The sequence below is a fragment of the Streptomyces himalayensis subsp. himalayensis genome, from assembly GCF_013778455.1.
Taxonomy (GTDB): Bacteria; Actinomycetota; Actinomycetes; order Streptomycetales; family Streptomycetaceae; genus Streptomyces; species Streptomyces himalayensis.
Window position 1 is genome coordinate 178795 of sequence record NZ_JACEHE010000012.1, and the last position, 24781, is coordinate 203575.

Sequence of the window (24781 nt, forward strand, 5' to 3'; positions counted from 1 at the left end):
GGCGAGAACCGTCACAGGGCGGTCCTACCGTCGGCCTGCCGGTCCGAGCCCACTGCGGCGCCCTTTACGGCGCACCGTCCTGCCGGACGGTGTTCGCACCTGCGTACGGAATGCCGCGGCGCGCAACCACCTGCATACCTGATCCGGTCACGTCGGCCGGAGGATGACCTTCCATGTGCACACGCGTGCGGCATGATGGGGCGCATGGGGACCGAGGGGGACAACGTCCGCGTCATCGCCGGCCGTTACCGGCTGGAGGCCCGCCTTGGACGGGGCGGAATGGGCGTCGTCTGGCGTGCCACCGACCAGCTCCTCGGCCGTCAGGTGGCCGTCAAGGAGCTTGCGCTCGACGAGACGCTGTCCCTGGAGGAGGCCCGGCACCAGCGCGAGCGCACGCTGCGGGAGGCGCGGGCGGTCGCCCAGCTCAGCCACCCCAACGTGGTCGTCGTGCACGACGTCGTCGAGGACGACGAACGCCCCTACCTCGTGATGGAGTTGATCGACGGCGGTTCCCTCGCCGAGCGGATCGCCCGGAACGGACCGGTGGACGCCGCCGAGGCGGCCCGTATCGGACTCGCGCTGCTGGCCGCTCTGCAGAAGGCGCACCAGGCGGGAGTGCTGCACCGCGACCTCAAGCCCGCCAACGTCCTGATGGAGGCGGGTACCGGCCGCGTCGTGCTCACCGACTTCGGGATCGCGCAGGTCACCGGGGCGACGACGCTCACCGAGACCGGGTCGTTCGTCGGCTCGCCCGAGTACACCTCGCCCGAGCGGATGTCCGGCGACAGAACCGGACCCGAGTCCGACCTGTGGTCTCTCGGAGCGCTGCTGTGCACGGTGCTCAGCGGGGAATCCCTTTTCCACCGCGACTCCTTGGGCGGCGTCCTGCACGCCGTCGTCATGGATGACATCCGGATCCCGGACGCGGCCGCCCCGCTGCTGCCGGTCGTCCTCGGGCTGCTGGAGCGCGACCCCGACCGCCGGCTGACCGCGGCGGAGGCGGAACGCATGCTGCGCGCCTACGTCGACACGGGCCGCACCCCGCACCTGCCCGCCGACCACGTCCCCACCCAGCGCGATGTGCCCCGCCACCAGGGCCACCACATGCCGCGCCCTCATGTGCCGCGTCCACACGTGCCGGTGCCGCACGCTTCCGAGCCGGGGCCCGCGAAACCGAGGCGCTCGGCCCGTACGATCCTGGCCGCCGCGGCCCTGGCCGTTGCCGTGGTCGGGGCCGGAGTCTCCGCCGCCGCGTTGCTCATGGGCGGAGACGGCGAGGGGGAACGGGCGCCCGGCACCTCGGCGCCGTCGCCCACCGGCTCCCCGGAAAGCCCCACCCCGACGGTGACCGTGACCCGGCAGCAGACGGAGACCACGACGGCGCCCGCGGCACCGGCGGGCTATCGCATCGTCAAGGACCCAAAGGGGTTCTCGCTCGCCGTACCGGACGGCTTCAAGCGCAACCCGCAGGGGTCGCGCGTCTTCTACATGTCGCCGGGCGGCACCTTCCGTATCGGCATCAAGGTGGCCGACCCGGAGGAGGGCGGTCCGCTCGAGGTGATGCGCCGCTCCCACGCCAAGGGCCCGGAGAACAACCTCGGTTACCGCGACGGCGAGGTCCTCGCCACCACGCACAACGGACGTCCCGCGGCCCTCTGGGAGTTCACCTGGGACGGCTTCACCGAGGCGGAGGGCGCCCGGCACACGTACGACCTGTGCTGGGAGGAGGGCGGCCGGATGTACGACGTGTGGGTGTCGGCGCCGGTCGGCCGGTCCGACGAGGCGAAACGGTATTTCGATACCGCGGTTGACTCGTTCGTGCGGGCGCAGTGAACCGAGCCGGCCGTGTGGTTTGTCACGGTGCTGCATCCGAACCCCACCCCATGTGGTCTTCCCCCGTTCCCCTTCGCAAGGATGTGGCCATGATGAACCAAGGGGGACAGCCGAACGAGCCGACGAGCTACGGGCTGCAGCCACCGCAGCACAACCCGCAGAACGTCCCGCACCCGCAACACCCCCAGCACAATCCGTACGCGCAGCAGCCGCCCGCCGCTCCGTACGCCGCCCCCACCCCGGTAGCGCCGCAACAGCAGCCTCCGCACCAGCAGCCCCCTCGGCCGCACCCGCAGGCGCAGGCGCAGCCGGACCCGGGCGCAGGCCGCCTGATAGCAGGCCGCTACCGGCTGCTGTCCAAGCTCGGGCACGGAGGCATGGGCACCGTATGGCGGGCGAAGGACGAGACCGTCGACCGTGAGGTGGCCGTCAAGGAGCCCCGGGTTCCCGACCACGTTCCCGAGCGCGAGCGCGCCAACGCCTTCGAGCGCATGCGCCGCGAGGCCCGCGCCGCGGCCCGGCTCGACCACCCGTCGGTCGTCACCGTGCACGACGTGGCCGTCGAGGACGGACGGCCGTGGATCGTCATGGAGTTCGTGCAGGGCCGGTCGCTGGGCGACGCGCTGAAGGAGGGCACCCTCGACGCCCGCGAGTCCGCCCGCATCGGGCTCGAGGTCCTGGGCGCGCTCGAGGCCGCCCACCAGGCGGGCATCCTGCACCGCGACGTCAAGCCCGACAACGTCATGCTCGGGCGGCACGGCCGGGTGGTCCTCACCGACTTCGGCATCGCCCAGATCGAGGGCGAGACCAGCCTGACGGACACCGGCGGCTTTGTCGGCTCGCCCGAGTTCATCGCCCCCGAGCGGGTACTGGGCCAGCGCCCGGGACCGTCCTCCGACCTCTGGTCGCTGGGTGTCGTCCTGTACGCCGCGACGGAGGGCGTGTCGCCGTTCCGCCGCACCACCACGCCGTCGACGCTGCAGGCGGTCCTCAACGCCACGCCCGCGGCGCCCGCCTCCGCGCAGGGCCCGCTGGCCGAGGCGATCAACGGGCTGCTCCAGAAGGATCCCGCGCACAGGCCCGGTGCCGCCCGGATCCGCCATCTGCTGGAGCAGGCCGCTCAGCCGCCCCAGCCCCAGCCGACGCAGGTCGTCCAGATCGGCGGCGGGCCTGGCGGGTCCGGGGGCAGGAGCATCCGCCTCGGCCGCAAGGCGTGGCTGGGCGCGGGGGCCGCGGTCGTGGCCGCGGCCGTGGCGGCGTATCTGGTGATCGCGAACCCGTTCGCGGGCCCGCTGCCGGAGGGCTGGACGACACGCGAGGAGAAGGCGCTGGGTGCGACTCTGGCTGTGCCCACGGACTACGTGAGGTCCGTGCCGGACGGCACGAACGACAAGGAGCACTGGGTCACCTACACCGACCCGAGCTACTCGCTGTCCATCGCTCTGACCCTCTACAAGAAGTCCGAGGACACCCTCGACGAGATCGCGGGCTCCGCGACCTCGGAGGCGTATGACGACATGGACTCCATGGAGGACACCGAGGACGGCGACTTCTCCTTCATGGCGGAGAAGCCCGCGCCCAAGGGGAGCACCACGAAGACCTCGTACGAGGAGCGCGACGCGGCGGAGAACACCGTCACCTACGTCGACGACCAGACCGATTCGGACACCCCGCGCCCGCGCGAGGCCAGGGTCTTCTACTACATGACCGAGTCCGGTGACCTGTACAAGCTCTGGATCGACTATCCGGGCAAGGGCGACTTCACGGAGCGCGGCCGGGAGGTCGCCAAGGCGGCCATCGAGAACCTGACGATCGAGAAGCTCTGACCGTCAGCGGCGCGGACGGGGACCGCCTGAGGGGGTGCCTGAGAGGGCCTGAACGATCCCCCGTAACCCTGGGTAATCCCTGCTCGGGGTATTCGCTGCCAGTGATCACTGGCTCCATGTGCGCAGTCCGTGAAAGCCATTACCGACGGGTACCCAAAAGCTCGGCGTGCCCCTACGCTCACGCCCATGACGGACTCGCAGGCCACCGCCCCCACGCCTGGGGCCACGCCGGACACGACCGGTGCCACGGTCGGTACGAACCCGCTCGCCCCCGCCCCGGCGGGCGCGCGCACGGCGGCCGACGTGGTCACGCCCGAGCTGGTCGCCCAGCTCACCCGAGACGTCGTCGGCTCGGGCCGTACGGCCAACCACACGCCGTTCACCGGCGAGAAGCTGGCCGACCTGCCCGAGTCCACGCCCGCGGACGTCGAGGAGGCCTTCGCGCGGGCCCGCGCCGCCCAGCCGGTGTGGGCCGCGACGCCCGTACGGCAACGGGCCGCCGTCCTTCTCCGTTTCCACGATCTCGTCCTCGCCCGCCAGGCCGAGGTGCTCGACCTCATCCAGCTGGAGACCGGCAAGGCCCGGCTCCACGCGCACGAAGAGGTCCAGGCGGTTGCCGTGGCCGCGCGCCACTACGGCCGCAAGGCCCCCTCGTATCTGCGCCCCAAGGGGCACACCGGAGCCGTGCCGACCCTCACCAAGGTCACCGAACTCCGCCACCCGCGGGGCGTCATCGGCCAGATCGCGCCCTGGAACTACCCCCTCGAACTGTCCGTCGGCGACGCCCTGCCTGCCTTCGTCGCGGGCAACGCGGTCGTCATGAAGCCCGACACGGAGACCGCCCTGACCGCCCTCTGGGCGCGTGATCTGCTGATCGAGGCCGGGCTCCCCGCCGGGGTCTTCCAGGTGGTGCTCGGCGACGGCCCGGTCGTCGGCCCGGAGGTCGTCAAGCGCGCCGACTACGTCTCTTTCACCGGCTCCACGCGCACCGGCCGCGAGGTCGCCCAGGGTGCCGCCGCCCGCCTGGTCGGCGCATCCCTCGAACTCGGCGGCAAGAACGCCATGCTGGTGCTGCACGACGCCGACATCGAGAAGGCCGCGGCGGGCGCGGTGCGCGGCTGTTTCTCGACCGCGGGGCAGCTGTGCATCTCCATCGAGCGGCTCTACGTCCACGAGTCGGTGGCGGACGCTTTCGTGGAGCGGTTCACGGCGCGTACGAAGGCGATGCGGCTCGGCACATCCCTCGCGTACGGCGCGGACATGGGCTCGCTGGCCGGAGCGCGGCAGCTGGAGGTCGTGGCCCGGCATGTCGAGGAGGCCGTCAAGCAGGGTGCGAAGGTGCTGGCGGGCGGCATGGCCCGCCCGGACGTCGGGCCGTACTTCTACGAGCCGACCATCCTGGACGGCGTCGAGGCTCCGATGGCGGTCTGCACCGAGGAGACCTTCGGCCCGGTCGTCTCCATCTACCGTTTCAAGGATGAAGACGAGGCGGTCGAGCTCGCCAACTCCACGCCGTACGGCCTGAACTCCTCGGTCTGGACGAAGGACGGCCGTCGCGGGCGCCGGATCGCGGCCCGTCTGCGCAGCGGCACGGTCAACGTCAACGAGGGGTACGCGTCGGCGTACGGCAGCGTCCAGTCCCCGATGGGCGGCATGAAGGACTCCGGCCTCGGCCGCCGCCATGGCTCCGAGGGCATCCTCAAGTACACCGAGCCGCAGACCGTCGCCCATCAGCGGATCATGCCCATGGCACCCGCGTTCGGCATGGACGACGAGAAGTACGCGGCCTTCATGAGCCGGAGCCTGCGGGTGATGAAGGCGCTGCGCCTGCGCTAGCAGCCACCCCGCTCTCAACCACCCGTTTTCAGCAGTTCTCAACGAGGAGAGCCAGTGTCACAGGAGGACTCTGCCCAAGTCCGGGGCAGCGACGGCCACGAAGTCCGGGGCAGCGACGGCCACGACGATGCCTACGACTACGACGTCATCGTCATCGGCTCCGGCTTCGGCGGCTCGGTGTCCGCGCTGCGGCTGACCGAGAAGGGGTACCGCGTCGGCGTCCTGGAGGCGGGCCGCCGCTTCACGCGCGAGACCCTGCCGCGCAACTCCTGGGACCTCAAGAACTACCTGTGGGCCCCGCCGCTCGGCCTCTACGGCATCCAGCGCATCCATCTGCTGGGCAATGTGATGGTGCTGGCGGGCGCGGGGGTCGGCGGCGGCTCGCTGAACTACGCCAACACGCTCTACGTACCGCCGGCCGCGTTCTTCAACGACCCGCAGTGGAAGGACATCACGGACTGGCAGGAGGAGCTGAAGCCCTACTACGACCAGGCCGAGCGCATGCTCGGAGTGCGGCTCAACCCGACGATGACGCCCTCGGACGTCCATCTGAAGGCGACCGCGGAGGCCATGGGCGTAGGCGACTCCTTCCATATGGCGCCGGTCGGGGTCTTCTTCGGCGACGGGAAGGACGCCGACGGTTCGGAGGCGGTCAAGGCGGAACCGGGACGGGAGGTCGCCGACCCATACTTCGGCGGCGTCGGACCGTCCCGCAACGCCTGCACCGAGTGCGGCGAGTGCATGACAGGCTGCCGCCACGGCGCGAAGAACACCCTCAACGAGAACTACCTCTATCTCGCCGAGAAGGCCGGCGCGGTCGTCCACCCGATGACGACGGTCGTCTCCGTCACCGAGGACTCGGGGGCCGGCTTCGCCGTCGCGACGCTGCCCACGGACGACAAGCGCAAGGGGGAGGGCCGGACGTATCGGGCCCGCAAGGTCGTCATCGCGGCCGGTACGTACGGGACGCAGACGCTCCTGCACCGGATGAAGGACGGCGGACAGCTGCCGTATCTCTCCGACCGGCTCGGGACCCTGACCCGTACGAACTCCGAGGCGCTGGTGGGCGCCCAGACGGACAACCGCCGCTACCGCAAGAAGCACGGCGTCGCGAAGGCCGACTTCACCAAGGGCGTGGCGATCACGTCCTCGATACACCCCGACGAGAACACGCACATCGAGCCGGTCCGCTACGGCAAGGGCTCGAACGCGATGGGTGGCCTGACGACCCTGCAGGTGCCGTACCGGCCGGGCGCGCGGGTGAGGGGCTGGCTGGGGAACCTGGCCCGCCACCCGTTGCTCGCCGTGCGCCAGCTGTCCAACCGGCGCTGGTCGGAGCGGACCATCATCGGTCTGGTCATGCAGTCGCTGGACAACTCCCTGACCACGTACCGCAAGCCGAAGGGCATAGGCAAGGGACTGCTGACCGCCCGGCAGGGGCACGGCGCCCCGAACCCGGAGCAGATCCCCGAGGCCACGCAGGCCGCGAGCCTCCTCGCCGAGGAGATCAACGGCTTCGCCGGCTCCAACATCGGCGAGCTGATGGGCACCCCGCTGACGGCCCACTTCCTGGGCGGCTGTCCGATCGGGGACTCGCCCGTGTCCGGCGTGATCGACCCGTACCACCGGGTCTACGGCCACCCGGGCATCTCGGTCGTCGACGGCGCCGCGGTCTCGGCGAACCTGGGCGTCAACCCGTCCCTGACGATCACCGCGCAGGCGGAGCGGGCCATGTCGTTCTGGCCGAACAAGGGCGAGGAGGACCCGCGCCCGGCCCAGGGCACCGCGTACGAGCGGCTCCCGGCCGTCGCGCCGAAGGCCCCGGTCGTCCCGGCGGACGCGTTCGGCGCGCTGAAGCTGCCGTTCCTGGGTATGCCGGCGGTGCCGCCGAAGAGGCCGTAACGCCTCTCGGCGTTACGCGAAAAGGACCCGTGCTCCCCTCCGAGCGCGGGTCCTTTTCCGTATATGGGGCCTTCGGCTGTGCCCCATACGGGGCTGTGCCGTGCCCTACTTGCGATGTGCCTTACGCGGCAGCGCCCTCGCTCTTACGACGCCGGACGACGAAGACCGCACCGGCACCGCCGACGACCGCGACACCGCCGACGAGGGCGATGGTGGGCAGCATCGAGGAGGAACCGGTCTCGGCGAGGTTGCCGGTGGCCGGGATCTTGTCGGCGCCGCCCTGCGGCTCCTTGCCGCTCTCCGGCTTGTCGCCCTTGCCCGGCTTGGCCTTGCCCGGGTCGTCGTTGTCGCTGCCGGCCGGGAGGACGGTGAACTCGTAGAACGCGAACGAGCTGTGGACGCAGTTCTTCTCCTCGTCCACGTAGCCGCCGAGGCCGATGGTGAAGCCGTCGCCGGCAGGCGCCTTCGCGCTGATGTTGACGCGCAGCTTGATGGCGACGACCTCCTTGGCACCCAGCGATGTCTCGCCGAAGTACCAGCCGTTGCCGACCTCGTCGGCGATCGACTCCCAGGTCTTGCTCGCCGGGTTGAAGTACTCGAGCTGGGCGTAGGTGCTCAGCCAGTCCTTCTCGTTGTCGCTCTCCGAGAAGTTGTCCACAGCGGCGAGCCACTGGACGGTGCCCAGAGCCTTGTCGCTCTTGTTGGAGGCGGTCAGCGTGAACTTGTGCCAGCCGCTGCCCGCGACGATCTTGCCGGGAAGACCGGAGACGGCGAGGTCCAGCTGGGAGTCGACGTCGACACCGTCCTCGTCGACCGGGCACTCCTCGGGCCACTCGCTCGGCTCGGCGCTCGGCGACGCGGACTCGCTCGGCGGCACCGAAGCGCTCGGCGACGCGGACTCGCTCGGCGAGGAGGACGCGCCGCTCTCTTCGGTGGCCGGGGTGCTCTCGGTCGCCGAAGGGCTGCTCGCTTCGGTGGCCGGGGTGCTCTCGGTGGCCGAGGGGCTGCTCGCTTCGGTGGCCGGAGTGCTCTCGGTCGCCGAAGGCGAGCTGCTCTCCGTCGTCGTGGTCGTGGTGTCGTCCGCGAACGCGGCCGGCGCCGACAGGAGCGCGATCGGGGCTATGACAGCCGTCGCGGCCGCAGCGGCCAGGGCACGGCGAAGCTTCATGAAGACCTCGGTGAAGTCCGGCGTACTGCGGCACCGCAGTACGAAGTGAGGAGGCCTCCGCCTCATGGGGGGACGCGGATGTGGCCGTTGGTTCCGAACATGTGACCTGTGGTCCCTGGGAATGGTTGTGCTCATTCTTAGGGAATTCTTATGTGACTTGGGACACGTGGGGTTCGTGCTGGTTCACGGCCTTGGGCTCTGAGCCGTCCGTGGGTTCGTTGTGCGGTCGTGATCAAGCCCGTACAACCATTTCCGCGAGCTTGGATCGTTACGTAAATCGCTGGCAAAACGGGCTTGTTGGGGGCTTGGATGACGCTTCCGCGGACGGATTCGGGTTTCCGTGCGGACGGCTTTTCGGGCCGTGAGACATGAAGGTGGAGAACAAGACGTGAAGTCAGCTGCGCAGCGGGCCCTCGTGGCCGCGTCCGTGGTGGCCGCTCTGGGCCTGACCGCCGCGTGCGGCGGGAACGGTGGCGGGGACGACGCCAAGGCGTCGTCGAAGGAGAGCTCTCAGAGCAAGGAGACCGCGGCCGCGGAGGCCGGGGCCAAGGCGCTGACCGCCGCGCAGCTGGACAAGGCCGTCGTCACCAGCGCCGAGCTCAAGGGCTACAAGATCGAGAAGATGTCCGGTGCGGACATGCCGTCCGAGATCGTGCCCGCCGACCCGGCCGAGTGCCAGCCGCTCGCGGACATGTTCATGTTCAGCACCCAGCCGAAGGCGCAGGCCCGTATCGGCCGTACTCTCACCGGCCCGAACGAGCTCGACGCCACGGTCACCTCGCTCGCCCTCCTCGCGCACGAGCAGGCCGACGCCGAGAAGATCATGGCGGGGCTGCGCACGGCCACCGAGAAGTGCACCGGGTACGAGCACGCCGACTACGAGTACAGCGGCGTCGAGGCGCTGGACGCCCCTGACGCGGGCGACGAGGCCGTGTCGTACAAGGTCACCGGAGACATAGACGGCGACAAGGTGCCGATGGCCTTCACGGTCGTCCGCAGCAGCTCGACCATCGTGTCCTTCTACGCGATCAACATGCTCGACGCCAAGAAGGTCGAGGTTCCCGCAGAGGTCGTCGACGCCCAGCTCGCCAAGCTGGAGAAGGTCGCCGGCTGAGCACACAAGCAGGCTGACCGCAAAAGAGAGACCGGCCGGCCCCGGGCGTCCCCGGAGCCGGCCGGCCCTTTGTCGACCGGGCTGCTGTCCCCTGCCGTCCGGTCACATGTCTGGAGCGAGGTCCCACGACGCACAGCACGATCCGTACGCCTCATCGCTCCAGCGGAGCCACGCGTGGTTCTCCAACGAGCCGCCCCTGGCTGGCACGGACACCCGGACCAACGAAGCCCGCGAAAGCCCGGTCACGCGCCGTATGGGTGAGAGCGGATGCGAACGTGTGCGCGGCTGTACGCCTTGGACCGGCACGGGTGCGCCTGGGGCCGGAACGAGCGAGCGCGCCTGCGGCCGACACGGGTGCGTATGCGACCGTCACGAGTGGGCCCGCGACCGACACGAGTACGCCCGCGGCCGGGCGCATGCTGTCGTGGCACGTGCCCGGCCGCGCGGCCGTGATGCAGGCGGCCGCTCAGATACGGCCCCGGCACAGCTCCAGCAGCGTCATCGCCAGCGACGTGCCGGGCTTGCCCAGCGCGTCCCGGTAGCGGCCGAGGACCTCCATCTCGCGGGACAGGTTCACACGGCGTCCGCCGGATGCGATCCGGGCGTCCTGGATCACGGCCGAGACGGCCATCCGTTCCTGGACCAGGCCGATGATCCTGTCGTCGAGTGCGTCGATGCGCTCGCGCGCGCCGGTGATCAGGTCGGCCGCCTCGTCGGTACGGGCGCCGGTCTTCTCCGCGGAGGTGGTGGTCATCTCGGTGGCTCCTTTTCGGGTGGGTCCCCTGGTCGGGGGCGGTGCCCCGGAGCGGCAGGGCCCGTAACGACAGAGCGCCCCGGGCCTTGTCGGCCCGGGGCGCCTGGGAAGTCGCTTGTCAGTTGCTCAAGCAGCACGACCATGGCAGCCGGTGGGCCGGTTGCCATAGGTAAAGACGAAGGTCTGGTGCTTGCGCATGGGAGCAGTATGGCCCGCGGCGCGGACAGCGTCCACGCGGGTTCGGATGGTGAGACGAAGGCGGAGACCGAGCAGGGACGAAGGAGAGGGTGCGCGCCCCGGTAGAATCGACATATCAGACCCCCTGCCGCACGCAGCCCGGGCTGATGCCAGACACCTCTGCTCACGCAGATCCGCCTGCTCAACGCCGGAAGGCCGCCGCCGTGCCATCAGCGTCCCCCGCCGCCCCCGACACCGTCCTGGTCGTCGACTTCGGTGCGCAGTACGCCCAGCTCATCGCCCGTCGCGTCCGTGAGGCCCGGGTCTACAGCGAGATCGTGCCGAGCACCATGCCGGTCGAGGAGATGCTCGCCAAGAACCCCGCGGCGATCGTCCTCTCCGGCGGTCCGTCGTCGGTGTACGAGGAGGGCGCGCCGACCGTCGACCGCGCGCTCTTCGAGGCCGGCGTCCCCGTCTTCGGCATGTGCTACGGCTTCCAGCTGATGGCCACCTCGCTGGGTGGCGTGGTCGACAACACGGGCGCCCGTGAGTACGGCCGTACGCAGCTCGCCGTGTCCCGCCCCGGCTCGACCCTCTTCGAGGGCACCCCGTCCGAGCAGGCGGTGTGGATGTCGCACGGTGACGCCTGCTCCGCGGCGCCCGAGGGCTTCACGGTCACCGCGTCCACGGACGTCGTGCCGGTCGCGGCCTTCGAGAACGACGAGAAGAAGCTGTACGGCGTGCAGTACCACCCCGAGGTGATGCACTCCACGCACGGCCAGCAGGTTCTCGAGCACTTCCTCTACCGCGGCGCGGGTCTGAAGCCGTCGTGGACCACGGGCAACGTGATCGAGGAGCAGGTCGAGTCGATCCGCGCGCAGGTGGGCACCAAGCGCGCGATCTGCGGTCTGTCCGGCGGCGTCGACTCCGCGGTCGCGGCCGCGCTCGTGCAGAAGGCCATCGGCTCCCAGCTGACCTGCGTGTACGTCGACCACGGTCTGATGCGCAAGGACGAGACCGAGCAGGTCGAGAAGGACTTCGTCGCGGCCACGGGCGTGCAGCTCAAGGTCGTCGACGCGGAGGAGCGGTTCCTCAACGCTCTCCAGGGCGTCTCGGACCCCGAGGAGAAGCGGAAGATCATCGGCCGGGAGTTCATCCGGGTCTTCGAGCAGGCCCAGGCCGAGATCATCGCCGAGGCCCCCGACGACCAGCCGGTCGAGTTCCTGGTGCAGGGCACGCTCTACCCGGACGTCGTCGAGTCCGGCGGCGGCACCGGCACGGCGAACATCAAGTCCCACCACAACGTGGGCGGCCTGCCCGAGGACCTCGAGTTCAAGCTCGTCGAGCCGCTGCGCAAGCTGTTCAAGGACGAGGTCCGGATGGTCGGCGCCGAGCTGGGCCTGCCGGACGAGATCGTCCAGCGTCAGCCGTTCCCCGGCCCCGGCCTCGGCATCCGCATCGTCGGCGAGGTCACCAAGGAGCGCCTGGACCTGCTGCGCGAGGCCGACGCCATCGCCCGCGAGGAGCTCACCGCGGCAGGCCTGGACCGCGACATCTGGCAGTGCCCGGTCGTGCTGCTCGCGGACGTCCGCAGCGTCGGCGTCCAGGGCGACGGCCGTACCTACGGCCACCCGATCGTGCTGCGGCCCGTCTCGTCCGAGGACGCGATGACGGCCGACTGGTCGCGCCTGCCGTACGACGTACTGGCCCGGATCTCGACCCGGATCACCAACGAGGTCAAGGACGTCAACCGCGTCGTGCTCGACGTGACGAGCAAGCCGCCGGGGACGATCGAGTGGGAGTGACCTCCCCAGAGTGACGAACGGCGCCGCCCAGATCACTTGGCGGCGCCTTTCGCGTACGTGGGTGGGTCCTGTGCCTGCGCGCCTCAGGTCCGCTTGACCGTGCGTACCGCATCGCCCGGCTTCCACACCTCCACGACCAGGTACTTCTCGTCCTCGACATACGTCCGCACCACCTCCGTCACCTCGGTCCGGAAGAGATGGAACGGTTCCGGCGGCTTGACCTCGCCCGCATAGAGAGCCACGGTCTCCGGATCCTCGACCTCGATCGCGCGGCCGGAGATCCGGACGTCACCGCCCGCCATGTGGGTACCGGCTCCGGGGTTCGCCTGGAGCGAGAAGCGCGGATCGCGCCGGAGGTCGAGCGCCTTGAGTGAGTCCGGCATCATGCCGAACCACAGCTCGCCGTGCAGAAATCGGACCTCGAGCCCGGTGGTGCGGGGCGAACCGTCCTTGCGAAGGGTCGCAAGGATGTGATGCGTGAACTTTCCGAAGCGGTCTTCGACGGTTCTGGCGAGTTCGGGTTCGGCTGCGGAGAAGGCTGCCCAGTTATTCGACTGCGACGTCATACGGCCAGTCTGGCGCGGAAACCCGACACCTTCTGTCGTCTTGCCGCGCCGTGTCGTCGGTGTCGCCGCCGGCGTGTCAGGCCGTGTGTCCGGTCTGCTGCCCGGCGGTGCCGGGTCGTGCGAAGCGGTCCCGGCCGTACTCGTCGCGGACCGGCGTGCATCCCGCGGCCGCCAGCCGCTGCCCCAGCTTCTCGCGGCGGGCCGTGCCGATCCGGAGGCTGCCCAGCAGGAACACGGGCGTCAGCACGGCGAGCGGCAGCAGAACGGCGAACTTGCCGGTCAGCAGTGCCAGCAGCAGGAAGAGGCCGGCACTGCCCCAGGCCATCGTCATCAGCTGCTTACGGTTGACGGCCGAGCCGGCGGCGTCGTACCGGATGAGCGTCGTGACCAGATCCACGTCCGCCTCTGCCTCGGGCAGCGGTACGAGGGTGCCCGGGTGCATGCCCGGGACGGGGCCGCCACCACCCGCCTGCGGATACGCGGCCGCGTTGGCCGCGGCCCGCTGCTGCGCCGCGGGGCTCGTGTCACGGACAAGGAAGATCCGGATCTCCTTCTGTCGGCCCACATGGCGGACCTCCGCGTACCGGAAGCCGTAGCACTCGGCGATGTGGACGAGCGCGCCGAACGTCTTCCACTCCGCGAACGGATGGATGAGTTCGACGACGTCCTGGGAGGCGACTTGCCGGAGGAGGGCGGAGATCTGGCGGTCGGCGATGGTCATGGTGATCTTTCTGATGGGGACGGTGCGTTGTCCGGTGGGACGGACAGGACGTACTGGATGGACAGGACGCACTGGACCGGACCGGGCGGACAGGGGACATACAGCGAGACTCGTCAGCACCCGTGACGGTTGTGCATGCGGTCTCTTCACATCCGTGCCCTGTCTTCCTGCGCTGACCGGCGGTAACTTCCGCTCCGTACGACTCCGTACCGCTCGGTACGCACCGCGGGACCGGTGAAGGTCCGCACTTCCAGGGCTGGAGGACATATGCAGGCGCCGACGCCGATCCCCACCGAGCAGCTGCGGTTCGCGATGCCACCGGTGCACGAGTCGGTCGCCGACGAGCGGCAGTACCGCAAGGAACGGCTGGCAGGGGCCCTGCGGGTGTTCGGGCGGCTCGGATACGAGGACGGAGTGTCCGGGCACATCACCGCGCGGGACCCCGAGTACACGGACTGCTTCTGGGTGAACCCCTTCGGGATGCCGTTCCAGCACATCACCGCGGGCGATCTCGTCCTCGCCAACTCCGAGGGGCAGGTCGTCGAGGGCGAATACCACGTCAACCAGGCAGCGTTCACCGTACACGCGCAGGTGCACACCGCCCGCCCCGACGCGGTCGCCGTCGCCCACTGTCACTCGGTGTACGGGCGCGCACTGTCGACGCTGCGCGAACTCCTCGACCCGATCACGCAGGAATCCTGTGCTTTCTACGAGGATCACGCTCTCTACGACGATTACACGGGCGTCGCCGTGGACGCAGAGGAGGGCCGCCGGATCGCGTCCGCGCTCGGCCCGCGCAAGGCGGTGATCCTGCGCAACCACGGGCTGCTGACGGTCGGCGACTCGGTCGACGCGGCGGCCTGGTGGTTCATCTCGATGGAGCGCTCCTGCCAGGTCCAGCTGAGCGCCAGGGCCGCGGGCCGGCCGACGCTGATCGACCACAAGCAGGCGCTGGCCACCCGCGAACAGCTCGGCGGCGATCTGGTGGCGTGGATCAACTACCAGCCGCTGTGGCGTGCCGTCAGCAGCACGGAACCCGATCTGCTGCCGTAGAAGCAGCCACCGGCGCCCGCTCGACGACGTACGCCCATGCCCCATCCCGCTGGATGATCTCGGCCATACCGAAATTCTCGCAGCCGGGGTCAACACGGCTTCCCCGCAATCACCCGTCCTGACCTGACCCGCGGGAAAGGCGACGGTTGAGGTGCGGCACAATTCCCTGACACGGCAGGCGGATTCGGCGGACAAGAATCCCATAACGGGATCAATGCCAAAAAGCGATCGAAAGCCGTAAAGAGATCTTCGCGGTTTCGGGAAGCGGCGCGGGAAGGCGGCGGCAGTCGTGGCGGTGCAGGAGGCGAGACAGGGCTCGCACGAAGGCGGCTGCGCGTGCGGCGACTGCCCGCACGGCGCGCGTGAAGGGCACCGTCGGGCTGTGGCGGCGTTCCTCGCGAAACGTGACGAGTTGGCCGCCGGGCAGGGGCTGCCCGCGGCCGTCGCGCACTCGGCCGGCGCCTCGCGGCAGTGGGTGTCGGACGAGCTGACGCAGTCCGCGGCCCTCGTCGCCGAACGCAGTCGCGCGGAGGGCGAGGCATGGCTGGCGCGGCTGTGGCGGCGCACCCTCGTCGTCGTCTGGGCCGCCGTCGCCGTACTGCTGCTGGTGCAGGCGCTCACGGCGATCGGTGCCGGATGGTCGGCGGCCCGGACGGCCGGGTTGCTCTCGGCGCTCGTCGTGGCCGGTCTGCTGAGCGGTGCCGGTTATGCGCACCGGGCGCGCGGAGGCGTGCTGGCGCCGGTGATCGGCGAGGACAACCGTCTGTCGACCTCCCGGGCCGTGGCCGGCTGCTGGGTGCTGTTCGTCGTCTTCGCCGTGCTGGTACTCGCGGGCGAACTCGCCGCCGCCTCGGGCCACCGGGAGCGCGACGAGCTGATCGCCGGGCTCGAACTCGCCCGAGGCGCCGGGGTGGTGACCGTCGTCGCCGTGGTGTGCGGCGTCGCCGTCCTCGTACGCCGGGTCGTGGCGCTGCGCGTGCTGGGCCAGCGGCTGCAGAAGGTACGCGCGGACCGGCCGCGGGCCGCCGACCTGCTCACCGACGACGCGGGCCGCGGCAGCTTCGCCGACACGCAGTACATCCTGATCAGCGCCGTCGCCGTGATCTTCGCGGCGGTACGGCTCGCGCGCCACCCCGAACAGCTGCCCGATCTGCCGTGGGGGCTTGCTCTGCTGGTGCTCGTATCGGCCGCGACGTATCTCGCCGGCAAGTACGCGGAGGGCGGCCGGCCGGTGATCCTCTCGGTCGTACGGGCACGGGAGGCCGGCGACCTCGACGCGCCCATCCGTACCGGCGACGACATCGAGATCCGCGGCGCCGGCTTCGTCCCGCCCGGCGCGGGCACCGCGGACCGGCTGGCGCGCATGGTCGTCCGGATCGGCACGGTGCACGCCCATGTGCCGCTCGTGCCGGTGCCCGGCGGCTTCACCAACCCCACGGACACCGTGCTGACGGTGCCGGTCTCCGTCGATGTGGAGCCTGGCCGGGTCGAGGTGCAGGTAATCACGGCGGCGGGCGTCGAGACGAACTCGTGTGCGATTGACGTAGTGGACTGAGACGGGGCGCGGGGTGCGCGGTTCCGCCGCCTTCGCCGCCGTCCTCCGCGTCCCGGACCGGTCGGGGTCACGCGTGCGCCGTGACCGCCGCCGTCGTTCGTAGAGGCGCCGCGATACCGCCGAACGTGGGGGACATACCGCCGAATCGCTGGAAGATGCGGCGCAATTGTTGGGTCTGCCGACGAATACGTCATATGCCTGGTGAACCACGTCCTCGTGGCGTACGTATTAAGTCTGTTGAAGAGTAAAGCGACGGCGGGCAGAGAGGCGGCTCAGCGCGATGGTGCACGGTATGCGAACGGACAGTCACATCAGCTATGTCAATGGAGAACGCAGCGACTGGCGGGAGACCGCGACACGCTACGCGCTGGTCCCGTTGCGGATCTTCCTCGGGTTCACCTTCATCTACGCGGGCCTCGACAAGCTCACCGACAGCGCCTTCATGTCCGCGACGGGAACGGGCTCGGTCGGCGACATGATGCGCGGAGTGCGCGACGTCTCCGCGATCCCCTCGCTCGTCGACCTGGCGCTGAAGAACCCGGTCGGCTTCGGGTACGCCATCGCCCTCGGTGAACTGGCCGTCGGTCTCGGCACCCTGTTCGGGCTCCTGACGCGCCTTGCCGCGCTCGGCGGCGCCCTGATCTCCCTCAGCCTCTGGCTGACGGTGAGCTGGGCGACCACGCCGTTCTACTACGGCAACGACCTGGCGTATCTGATGGCCTGGCTGCCGCTCGTGCTCGCGGGCGCGTCGGTGCTGTCCGTGGACGCGGCCATCAGGGGGCGGCGCGGGCGGGGGGCCGAGTACGCGTAGGCGGGACTGCGCTCGGTCGCTTCGCTTCAGGTGGTCGCTCGGTCGCTCCGCCGCCGGTGCCCCGGATCAGGTGCCGATGCCCCGGATCAGGGTCAGGATGGCCCGCATCAGGGTGAGGATGCCTCTGGTTCAGGGTGCTGGTGGCGGGCCGTCCAAGGTCCGAGGGCCGGTGGTGTTCCGGCGGCTACGGCGTACCGCATAGGTCGTGCCCGTGGTGACCGCGGCGAGGAACAGCCCGACCGCCACGATCGGGATGATCGCGTACCACGGAGTCTCCCAGGCGCCGCCCGCGTCGCCCAGGTAGGCGACCCCCGCGGCCAGCAGGAAGACGCCCGCGACCAGCTTTCCCGGCTGGAACTCATGACGCAGCACGGGCCACCTCCGCCTGTCCGACGCCTACTTCGAGCCGCAGGTCGACGGTTCCGCCGTCCTTGCTGCCTGCCGGAGGATCAAGCGTCACCGTTTTCTCCTTGCCCGGTGCGATGTCCACGTCCTGCTGGGCCTCGCCCGGCAACTGGATGTCGCCGATGCCCACTTCGACGTGCAGTTTCACCGTCGCGTCCGGCGGGACGACGACCTCGATGCGGCCCATGCCGAGCTCGGCCCGCGTGGTGAGCGTCTCGCCCTCGCCGACGTCCACACGGCTCAGGTCGAGGGTGCCGACACCCGTGTCCAGCGCGTACGCCGGCTGGACCTTCGCGACTGTGGCGGGCGCCCACTCCGTACGCACCCAGTTCGTGTCGATGTCCTTCGGCAGAGCCGCCGACATCGCCAGGAGTCCCGCCGTGACGACCGCGAGCAGAATCGACCCGACCCCTGTCCGGCCGACGAAGGCACTGACCGTGATGCCCAGCGCGAACACGGTCAGAGCACCGGCGAGACCGGTCTGGAGGCTGGTGACCAGGGCGTGGTCGTCCCAGGTCAGGCCGGTGCCGAGGGCCCCCGCGGCCAGTGCCAGCAGGAACACCCAGCCGCCGATCCAGCGCGGGCCCTGGGAGCCGCGCCCGCGCGGCCCGCTCGGCTGGGGTGGGCGGGCCGCTGCGTACGTGCTCGTCGCGTGGGGCTGCCGGGAGCTGCTCGGCTCGGTGGCGGGGCCCTTCAGCTCCGGAGGGCCCCACAAGTAGCCCGTACCGCCGACGTGTGTGCCGTCCTTGACGATCGGATCGCGCCACCAGGACGGTATGGGGGCGGCGACCGGAGGCGCCTGTGCCTCGGGCGGGGCGTCGGCCACCGCCTGTGCGGCGAGGGGGTCGGCGTCGGCGGTGCCGCGCTGCGCCGACCAGTAGCCGGCGCCGGCGAGAAGCAGCGCCAGGACCGCGGCGAAGGTGAGGAGCCCGCCGTTGCTCAGCATCGACAGGAACAGGCCGCAGCCGACGAGCGCGCAGAGCACGGCCGTCAGCGCCGGGCCGTCCACGCGGCCCGACAGCAGCCTGCGCGCCTCGTTCTCCTCCTCCTCGTCGAAGGGTACGAACAGCCAGGCGAAGCCGTAGAAGATGAGGCCGATGCCGCCGGTGACCGCGAGAACGGCGAGACCGATCCGGAAGATCACCGGATCCATGTCGCACTGGCGACCGAGACCGGCGCAGACCCCGCCCAGCATCTTGTGCCGACGGTCCCGGCGGAACTTCGACGGGGCTGTCGGCTCGGCGGGGTCCTGGGCGGCGGCGGCATCCGGCAGCCCCCCGGCCAGGGGCCCGCCTGTGCCTTCCCGCGGGCCGCCGTGGCCGCCGGCCGGCCCGGGCGCGGCATCTGCGGCGGCGCGCTGCTGATCGGTCATGCGTCCATGGTGACGTCCCACAACCCACATCGGCATCGGGCTGGACCCTGGACGATCCCTGATATTGCGCCCTGAGGTAGTCCCCGCGTTGTGGCTGGGGGAGAAGCCGAGAGCCTGTGCACAGGGTTCCGTGGGCGCAGCCCGTGTCAGGGAAGCTTAGGGGTCCAACCCTGATGTCCCGCGCCGCAAGGCGTGTGACCATCGGTGGCATGCCGGAAGCCGCCGCCGCCCCCACCCCCACCGCGCGCCCCCTCCGCAAGCTCTACCGCAGCAGCGACGGCCGCTGGCTCGGCGGAGTGGCCAGGGGTCTCGCCGGGCACCTGGGGCTGCCCGTCATCTGGGTGCGGCTCGTCTTCGTAGGACTGTTCATGGCGGACGGCCTCGGCGCCCTGCTCTACGCGGCGTTCTGGTTCTTCGTCCCGCTCGGCGTCGGCGGCGTCGACGCCGAGCGCCCCCCGGCGGTCACCACGGAGGCGTCTCCTGACGGCCGCCGCAGACTCGTGGCCCGCAAACCGGACAAGGGCCAGATCGTCGCGCTGCTCGCCATGGTCGTCGTGGCCATGGTCTTCGTCGGCAACGTCGACCTGGGCGGCCCGGTCAAGGCGTACCTGTGGCCGGCCCTGCTCGTCGGCGCGGGCGTGGCCCTGGTCTGGCGCCAGGCGGACAACGCGCGGCGGGCGCGCTGGATGGAGGTCGGCCGGCGCCGCCGCACCCTGACCCTGGTGCGCTCGGCGGCGGGCGTGCTGCTCGTCGGCACCGGAGTCACCGGCATCTTCGTGCTGCAGGGATCGGCCGAGCACCTCGGCTCCGTGCTCCAGGCGGCGCTCGCCGTCCTGGTCGGCATAGCCCTGCTCGCCGGCCCGTATCTCGTACGCATGACCCAGGACCTGTCCGAGGAGCGGCTGATGCGTATCCGCGCGCAGGAGCGTGCGGAGGTCGCCGCGCATGTGCACGACTCGGTCCTGCACACGCTGACGCTGATCCAGCGCAACGCGGAGAACGCCGGCGAGGTCCGGCGCCTGGCGAGGGCTCAGGAGCGCGACCTGCGCGCCTGGCTGTACAAGCCGGAGGGCAACGGCAAGTCCGCAGAAGACGCAGCCGAGGAGCCGGACACGCTCGCCGAGGCCGTGCGTCGCAATGCCGCCGAGGTCGAGGACAAGCACGGCGTCCCCATCGAGGTCGTGGTCGTAGGCGACTGCCCCCTCGACGAGAAACTGGGAGCACAGATGCAGGCCGCGCGGGAAGCAATGGTGAACGCCGCCAAGTACGGTGGCGAGGGCGGTGCGGTGCAGGTCTACGCCGAGGTCGAGGACCGGACCGTCTTCGTGTCGGTCCGTGACCGCGGGCCCGGTTTCGATCTGGATTCCGTCCCCGAGGACCGGATGGGCGTACGAGAATCGATCATCGGCCGTATGCAGCGCAACGGCGGTACGGCGCGGCTGCGGGCCGTACCGGACGGCGGCACCGAGGTCGAGCTGACCATGGAAAGGGCGGAGAAGACGTCATGAGCGACGTGGCGGGGGCGAACGAGCCGACCGGTACGAACGATCCTGCGGAGGGCGCGGGCGGGCGTCGCGTACGGGTCGTCCTGGTCGACGACCACCGTATGTTCCGCACGGGAGTCCAGGCGGAGATCGGCCGGACCGAGCAGACCGGGGTCGAGGTGGTCGGCGAGGCCGCCGACGTCGACCAGGCGGTGTCGGTCATCACGGCCACTCGGCCCGAGGTGGTGCTGCTCGACGTGCATCTCCCCGGTGGCGGAGGCGTCGAGGTGCTGCGCCGCTGTGCTTCCCTGATGGGCGACGCGGAGCAGCCCGTCCGGTTCCTGGCGCTGTCCGTCTCGGACGCCGCCGAGGACGTCATCGGTGTCATCCGGGGCGGCGCTCGGGGCTATGTCACCAAGACGATCACGGGCACGGACCTGGTCGATTCGATCTTCCGCGTCCAGGACGGCGACGCGGTGTTCTCGCCGCGTCTGGCGGGCTTCGTCCTCGACGCGTTCGCGTCCACCGACGCCCCGCCGGTCGACGAGGACCTGGACCGTCTCACCCAGCGTGAGCGCGAGGTGCTGCGGCTCATCGCCCGCGGCTATGCGTACAAGGAGATCGCCAAGCAGCTCTTCATCTCCGTGAAGACGGTCGAGTCGCACGTGTCGGCGGTGCTGCGCAAGCTCCAGCTCTCCAACCGGCACGAACTGACCCGCTGGGCCACGGCGCGCCGGCTGGTCTGACGAGCCGTCCGGCAGGCATCCCCAAGCGGTCGGCCGGTGCGGTGGGTCGGCCGGACGGGGCCCGGGCTCCGGGGAGCCAGGGACCCGTCGCCGTACTCGGCTGCCGCAGTCAGCTGCCGAACTCGGCTGCCGAACTCAGCCGCCGAGGGCCCTCTTCAGCTCGGCCTTGTTCATGCTGGAGCGCCCGTCGATGTTGCGCCGCTTGGCTTCGGCGTAGAGCTGGTCGTACGTCGGTTCCTGGGCGCCGGAGCGGGACCTCTCGCCGCCGCGCTTCGACGCGGACTTGTCCTGGGTCGAACTACGGCTGGCGGTGCGGGACTCGCCGGACTGTGCGCGTTCTTTGTTCACGGTGCGGGCCGCGATCTCCTTGGCTCGCTCCGTACTCTCTCCGCGCTGTTCGGCACTCTCCTTGATGTGCTCGTACTGACGCTCGCGTTTCTGGCTGGATCCTCTTGGCATGATCCTCACCTGTCTGTTTCTCTCAGCTGTGCTTGTGTGTTCTCACACCCGGTTGTGTTCTCACACCCGGTTGTGTTCTCACACCCCGTTGTGTTCTCACGCCCCGTTTGCGCGGCACGATCCGCTCAGGCGGCCTTCTTCCGGCGAGTGGCTTTGCTCAAGGCGTCGATGAGCTCTTCGCGGTTCATCCGGGAGCGGCCAGGAACTCCGATTTCCGTGGCGCGCTCGTAAAGTTCTTCCTTCTTCAGATTCCTCAGATCCTTTTCTGGCTCCGGCTCCGGCTTCGATTTCTTCGCGGCCGACGGAGTGCCGCGGGCGGTCTTCTTACGCCTCTTGCCACCGGCCTTTTCCCCCGCACGGTCGATGCTGGCCTGAAGGACCTGCATCAGGTCGACGACATTGGTGGCCTCGGGCGGTTCCTCCGCGACGGCGATCTCCTCGCCCTGGCGCTTGGCCTCGACGAGTTCCGCGACCTTTTCCTCGTACGTGTCCCGGTAGTCCTCGGGATTCCAGTCGACCGCAAGACCGTCCATCAGGCGGAGTGCCATGTCCACTTCCTTGCCGGACAGGTCCACGCTTTCCGGCAGACCAGGCACCGTCTCGTGTGGATCGCGTATTTCATCGGCCCAATGCATCGTCTGCAGAACCAGTACGTCCGGCTGGGCACGCACAGCCGTCAGATACTGCTTGCTGCGCATCACGAACGTGGCGATCCCTGCGCGGTTCGATTTCTCCAGAGCGGTACGCAGCAGCTGGTACACCTTCGCGTACTCCTTGCCGCGCGGCCCCAGGTAGTACGTCCTGTCGAAGTACACCGGCTCCACGTCGTCCAGGTCGACGAAGCCGCTGATCTCCACCAGCTGGGACTTTCCGGGGGCGATCCGGTCGAGCTCCTCCCGCTCGACGACGACGTACTCGGCGTCCTCCTCCTCGTCGCCGAGCGGGTAGCCCTTGGCGATGTCCTCGAAGCGCACCTCCTTGCCGGTGCGCTCGTTGACACGCTTGTTGCGGACCCGGTCGGAGGTGCCGCGCTGCAGCAGGCGGAAGTGCGTGGTGTGGTCCTCGATGGCCGTGTAAAGCGATACGGGGACCGTCACCAGGCCGAAGCTGAGGACGCCCGACCAGATCGCTCGCGCCATCGCGGATCACCTCCGCATCCCGGGTTCGTTCCACGATCGTCGGATCGTGTCGCCAGACCTCGTGTCCTCGGGAGAGGCGGTCAGCCCCTCAGGAGAGGCGGTCAGCCGCCCGGAGCGATCCGGCCGCGCCAGGCACCCGTTTCGGTGCCGCGCTCCTCGATGAAGTGCTTGAAGCGCTTCATGTCGCCCTTGGCCCGGCGGCCGATGATGCCTGCCATATCGGCGGTCTTCTCCGCGAGACCGGAGGGCTCGACGTCCAGGGCGAGGTTGACCCTGGTGTGCGTGTCGTCCAGGCGCTGGAACGTCACGACGCCCTTCTGCTTCACCTCGCCGGAGGTGGTGCGCCAGGCGACCCGTTCGTCGGGGAGCTGGTCGACGATCTCCGTGTCGAACTCCCTGCGGGCCCCGGCGATGCTCGTGACCCAGTGGTTGTGCCGGTCGTCGATCTGCTGGACCTGTTCCACACCTTCCATGAAATTCGGGAACTCCTCGAACTGCGTCCACTGGTTGTACGCGGTGTGCAGCGGGACGTCCACGTCGACGGACTCCATGGTCGTGCTCATGAGGTGTCTCCTCCTTCCGACGGGAGACCGCTCAGGCGATCCCCCCGAGCAACAGGAATCATCTGTATTCGGCTTCCCCTAAGAGGAGGGCCTAACCGGCTCTGCGTGTCCCGATTCGTGTGGATGTGTACCGGGCGTACTGGGTGAGGTGCGCGACCTGAGGGCGGGCGTGGAGGGCGTGGAGGCGCCCACGGCGGATGCCGCCGGCGCCACGCCACCCGCATCGAGGGCGCAATGACACCTGCATTCCCGGTGCTACGCCACCCGCATCCCCGGTGCAATGCCCCCCGCATTCCCGGTGCTACGCCACCCGCGTCGCCCCCGCGAACGGCATTTCGTCGATGGGTGCGACGCGCACCGGCGCGCTGGGATTAGGGGCGTGGATCATGCGGCCGTTGCCCACGTAGATGCCGACGTGGCTGACGCTCGAGTAGAAGAAGACCAGATCGCCCGGGAGCAGTTCGGCGCGCGGGATGCGCCGGCCGGCGTCGATCTGGGCATACGTCGTGCGGGGCAGGGACACGCCCGCCGAACGGTACGCGGCCTGGGTGAGGCCGGAGCAGTCGAAGGCGTTGGGACCGGTGGCACCCCACACGTAGGGGCTGCCCAGCGCCCGGAACGCATAGGAAACGGCCTCGGAGGCACGGGAGTTGGGGGCTGCGGCCGATCCGTCCGGGAAGGCCTCGAGGCCTCCGGGACCGGAGGCGGGGAACGCGCCCCCCGTCCCGTCCCCGAAGATCCCGGCGCGCTCGCCCGTGGAGAGGCGGTTGAGCAGCTGCTGAGCCTCGGCCAGCTTCGTGGTCACGGTCTTCTTGTGCCGCTTCAGTTCGGCCTGGCGGGCCGTGAGTTCGGCGAGCCGGCCGTCGGCCTCCTCGCGGAGCTGCTCGATCTGCTGCAGCTGCTTCTGGACGACTGCGACGTCCGCGGCCTGGCGGTGACCGGCGCGCTCCGCCAACGCCGCGCGCTCCAGGTACTGGTCGGGGTCGGAGGAGAGTGCCAGCTCCACGCCCGGGTCTACGGCGCCTGAACGATACTGCGCAGCCGCCGCCGAACCCAGCGCACCGCGCGCGGAGTTCAACTGCTCCATTCTGCGGGCCGCCTCGTCGCGCAGCTCGTCGACGCTCTTCTCGGTCTCGCCGGCGTCCTCCTTCGCGCCGTTGTACTTCTCGGTGGCGATCTCCGCCTCGTGGTAGAGCTTGTCGACCTTGGCCTTCACCTGGGCTGGGGTGAGATCCGGCGCCGCGTGACCGGCGCCGTCGAAGGCCGTCGCGGTCGCTGCTCCGGCGAGTGCGAGAGTGGTGGCGGTGCGGGCCGTATGGCCGCTGAGCGAGCGCTGTCTGGGCTTCCGGTGCGCTGCCACGGGGGTCCACGTCCTTCCGGGGGGCGTACGGCGTACGACCGCCGAGGAACCGGCATGGGGACGGGTGTCCGGCGGCGGCCCGCACAGGGGGAGCGCGCCGCCGCCGGACCTTCTCGGCGGAGGTGTCCGACT

General features: G+C 70.1%; 21 protein-coding genes. 11 read left to right on the plus strand and 10 right to left on the minus strand.

Translation table 11 applies throughout. From position 1 onward, the window contains the following. The first annotated feature begins 204 nt into the window (after positions 1–204). The 4 genes from H1D24_RS20820 (at position 205) to H1D24_RS20835 (ending at position 7397) form a co-directional block, all read left to right on the plus strand. The gene (locus H1D24_RS20820; protein WP_181659128.1) at positions 205–1833 is read left to right on the plus strand and encodes a serine/threonine-protein kinase; all 1629 of its coding nucleotides are present in this window, start codon (positions 205–207) and stop codon (positions 1831–1833) included. 89 nt (positions 1834–1922) lie between these two features. After that, positions 1923–3659: a serine/threonine-protein kinase gene (locus H1D24_RS20825; RefSeq protein WP_181659129.1), complete on the plus strand. Its 1737-nt coding sequence runs from the start codon at positions 1923–1925 to the stop codon at positions 3657–3659. A gap of 186 nt (positions 3660–3845) precedes the next feature. Continuing rightward, positions 3846–5495, plus strand: a complete 1650-nt coding sequence (locus H1D24_RS20830; protein WP_181659130.1) for a succinic semialdehyde dehydrogenase — start codon at positions 3846–3848, stop codon at positions 5493–5495. A gap of 54 nt (positions 5496–5549) precedes the next feature. Next, the gene (locus tag H1D24_RS20835; RefSeq protein ID WP_181659131.1) at positions 5550–7397 is read left to right on the plus strand and encodes a GMC family oxidoreductase N-terminal domain-containing protein; all 1848 of its coding nucleotides are present in this window, start codon (positions 5550–5552) and stop codon (positions 7395–7397) included. Between the two features lie 121 nt (positions 7398–7518). Here the strand turns inward: H1D24_RS20835 and H1D24_RS20840 are convergent, their stop codons facing one another. Next, positions 7519–8565 carry an LAETG motif-containing sortase-dependent surface protein gene (locus H1D24_RS20840; RefSeq protein WP_181659132.1) on the minus strand — a complete coding sequence of 349 codons (1047 nt, stop codon included), beginning with the start codon at positions 8563–8565 and terminating at the stop codon, positions 7519–7521. Positions 8566–8953: 388 nt separating this feature from the next. Here H1D24_RS20840 and H1D24_RS20845 point away from each other — a divergent pair, with 388 nt between their 5' ends. Further along, entirely contained in the window at positions 8954–9679 is a 726-nt protein-coding gene (locus H1D24_RS20845) for a hypothetical protein (RefSeq protein ID WP_220136979.1), read from the plus strand. A gap of 466 nt (positions 9680–10145) precedes the next feature. Here the strand turns inward: H1D24_RS20845 and H1D24_RS20850 are convergent, their stop codons facing one another. Continuing rightward, on the minus strand, positions 10146–10433 hold the full coding sequence (locus H1D24_RS20850) for a chorismate mutase (RefSeq protein ID WP_181659134.1): 288 nt from the start codon (positions 10431–10433) through the stop codon (positions 10146–10148). Positions 10434–10834: 401 nt separating this feature from the next. Between H1D24_RS20850 and guaA the strand changes: the two genes are divergently transcribed. Further along, positions 10835–12415 carry a glutamine-hydrolyzing GMP synthase gene (guaA, locus tag H1D24_RS20855; RefSeq protein WP_181659135.1) on the plus strand — a complete coding sequence of 527 codons (1581 nt, stop codon included), beginning with the start codon at positions 10835–10837 and terminating at the stop codon, positions 12413–12415. Between the two features lie 83 nt (positions 12416–12498). Here guaA and H1D24_RS20860 read toward each other — a convergent pair whose 3' ends face one another. Both H1D24_RS20860 and H1D24_RS20865 read right to left on the minus strand, forming a co-directional pair. Then, positions 12499–12981, minus strand: a complete 483-nt coding sequence (locus H1D24_RS20860) for a pyridoxamine 5'-phosphate oxidase family protein (protein ID WP_181659136.1) — start codon at positions 12979–12981, stop codon at positions 12499–12501. Between the two features lie 76 nt (positions 12982–13057). Further along, positions 13058–13702: a hypothetical protein gene (locus tag H1D24_RS20865; RefSeq protein WP_181659137.1), complete on the minus strand. Its 645-nt coding sequence runs from the start codon at positions 13700–13702 to the stop codon at positions 13058–13060. A 267-nt stretch (positions 13703–13969) separates the two neighbouring features. Between H1D24_RS20865 and H1D24_RS20870 the strand changes: the two genes are divergently transcribed. The 3 genes from H1D24_RS20870 (at position 13970) to H1D24_RS20880 (ending at position 17121) form a co-directional block, all read left to right on the plus strand. Further along, positions 13970–14755 (plus strand): class II aldolase/adducin family protein, encoded by a 786-nt coding sequence (locus tag H1D24_RS20870; RefSeq protein ID WP_181659138.1) that lies wholly within the window; start codon positions 13970–13972, stop codon positions 14753–14755. A 289-nt stretch (positions 14756–15044) separates the two neighbouring features. Beyond that, complete coding sequence (locus H1D24_RS20875; protein ID WP_181659139.1) at positions 15045–16310, plus strand: hypothetical protein; 1266 nt, start codon at positions 15045–15047, stop codon at positions 16308–16310. A 280-nt stretch (positions 16311–16590) separates the two neighbouring features. Then, positions 16591–17121: a DoxX family protein gene (locus H1D24_RS20880; protein ID WP_181659140.1), complete on the plus strand. Its 531-nt coding sequence runs from the start codon at positions 16591–16593 to the stop codon at positions 17119–17121. A 129-nt stretch (positions 17122–17250) separates the two neighbouring features. On the opposite strand, the gene H1D24_RS20885 is transcribed toward H1D24_RS20880, so the two are convergent. Next, positions 17251–17493, minus strand: coding sequence for a hypothetical protein (locus H1D24_RS20885; protein ID WP_181659141.1), 243 nt, complete (start codon positions 17491–17493; stop codon positions 17251–17253). Beyond that, positions 17480–18898 carry a PspC domain-containing protein gene (locus H1D24_RS20890; protein WP_181659142.1) on the minus strand — a complete coding sequence of 473 codons (1419 nt, stop codon included), beginning with the start codon at positions 18896–18898 and terminating at the stop codon, positions 17480–17482. Before H1D24_RS20890 ends, H1D24_RS20885 begins: the two co-directional genes overlap by 14 nt. 209 nt (positions 18899–19107) lie before the next feature. Between H1D24_RS20890 and H1D24_RS20895 the strand changes: the two genes are divergently transcribed. Further along, the gene (locus H1D24_RS20895) at positions 19108–20406 is read left to right on the plus strand and encodes an ATP-binding protein (RefSeq protein ID WP_181659143.1); all 1299 of its coding nucleotides are present in this window, start codon (positions 19108–19110) and stop codon (positions 20404–20406) included. Then, complete coding sequence (locus H1D24_RS20900) at positions 20403–21128, plus strand: LuxR C-terminal-related transcriptional regulator (protein WP_181659144.1); 726 nt, start codon at positions 20403–20405, stop codon at positions 21126–21128. The genes H1D24_RS20895 and H1D24_RS20900 overlap by 4 nt, the downstream gene beginning before the upstream one ends. Before the next feature lie 135 nt (positions 21129–21263). On the opposite strand, the gene H1D24_RS20905 is transcribed toward H1D24_RS20900, so the two are convergent. The 4 genes from H1D24_RS20905 to H1D24_RS20920 form a co-directional block, all read right to left on the minus strand. Then, positions 21264–21587 (minus strand): plasmid stabilization protein, encoded by a 324-nt coding sequence (locus H1D24_RS20905; protein ID WP_181659145.1) that lies wholly within the window; start codon positions 21585–21587, stop codon positions 21264–21266. A 125-nt stretch (positions 21588–21712) separates the two neighbouring features. Next, positions 21713–22726, minus strand: coding sequence for a non-homologous end joining protein Ku (gene ku, locus H1D24_RS20910; RefSeq protein WP_181659146.1), 1014 nt, complete (start codon positions 22724–22726; stop codon positions 21713–21715). A 101-nt stretch (positions 22727–22827) separates the two neighbouring features. After that, on the minus strand, positions 22828–23289 hold the full coding sequence (locus tag H1D24_RS20915; protein WP_181659147.1) for an SRPBCC family protein: 462 nt from the start codon (positions 23287–23289) through the stop codon (positions 22828–22830). 301 nt (positions 23290–23590) lie between these two features. Beyond that, complete coding sequence (locus tag H1D24_RS20920) at positions 23591–24649, minus strand: C40 family peptidase (protein ID WP_181659148.1); 1059 nt, start codon at positions 24647–24649, stop codon at positions 23591–23593. Between the last annotated feature and the right edge of the window lie 132 nt (positions 24650–24781).

Excerpts from the sequence above, each read along its gene's own strand:
- H1D24_RS20820 (WP_181659128.1), top strand. The coding sequence starts at position 205 with ATGGGGACCGAGGGGGACAACGTCCGCGTCATCGCCGGCCGTTACCGG.
- H1D24_RS20825 (WP_181659129.1), top strand. The coding sequence starts at position 1,923 with ATGATGAACCAAGGGGGACAGCCGAACGAGCCGACGAGCTACGGGCTG.
- H1D24_RS20830 (WP_181659130.1), top strand. The coding sequence starts at position 3,846 with ATGACGGACTCGCAGGCCACCGCCCCCACGCCTGGGGCCACGCCGGAC.
- H1D24_RS20840 (WP_181659132.1), bottom strand. The coding sequence starts at position 8,565 with ATGAAGCTTCGCCGTGCCCTGGCCGCTGCGGCCGCGACGGCTGTCATA.
- H1D24_RS20850 (WP_181659134.1), bottom strand. The coding sequence starts at position 10,433 with ATGACCACCACCTCCGCGGAGAAGACCGGCGCCCGTACCGACGAGGCG.
- H1D24_RS20860 (WP_181659136.1), bottom strand. The coding sequence starts at position 12,981 with ATGACGTCGCAGTCGAATAACTGGGCAGCCTTCTCCGCAGCCGAACCC.
- H1D24_RS20865 (WP_181659137.1), bottom strand. The coding sequence starts at position 13,702 with ATGACCATCGCCGACCGCCAGATCTCCGCCCTCCTCCGGCAAGTCGCC.
- H1D24_RS20870 (WP_181659138.1), top strand. The coding sequence starts at position 13,970 with ATGCAGGCGCCGACGCCGATCCCCACCGAGCAGCTGCGGTTCGCGATG.
- H1D24_RS20880 (WP_181659140.1), top strand. The coding sequence starts at position 16,591 with ATGGTGCACGGTATGCGAACGGACAGTCACATCAGCTATGTCAATGGA.
- H1D24_RS20890 (WP_181659142.1), bottom strand. The coding sequence starts at position 18,898 with ATGACCGATCAGCAGCGCGCCGCCGCAGATGCCGCGCCCGGGCCGGCC.
- H1D24_RS20895 (WP_181659143.1), top strand. The coding sequence starts at position 19,108 with ATGCCGGAAGCCGCCGCCGCCCCCACCCCCACCGCGCGCCCCCTCCGC.
- H1D24_RS20900 (WP_181659144.1), top strand. The coding sequence starts at position 20,403 with ATGAGCGACGTGGCGGGGGCGAACGAGCCGACCGGTACGAACGATCCT.
- H1D24_RS20905 (WP_181659145.1), bottom strand. The coding sequence starts at position 21,587 with ATGCCAAGAGGATCCAGCCAGAAACGCGAGCGTCAGTACGAGCACATC.
- ku (WP_181659146.1), bottom strand. The coding sequence starts at position 22,726 with ATGGCGCGAGCGATCTGGTCGGGCGTCCTCAGCTTCGGCCTGGTGACG.
- H1D24_RS20915 (WP_181659147.1), bottom strand. The coding sequence starts at position 23,289 with ATGAGCACGACCATGGAGTCCGTCGACGTGGACGTCCCGCTGCACACC.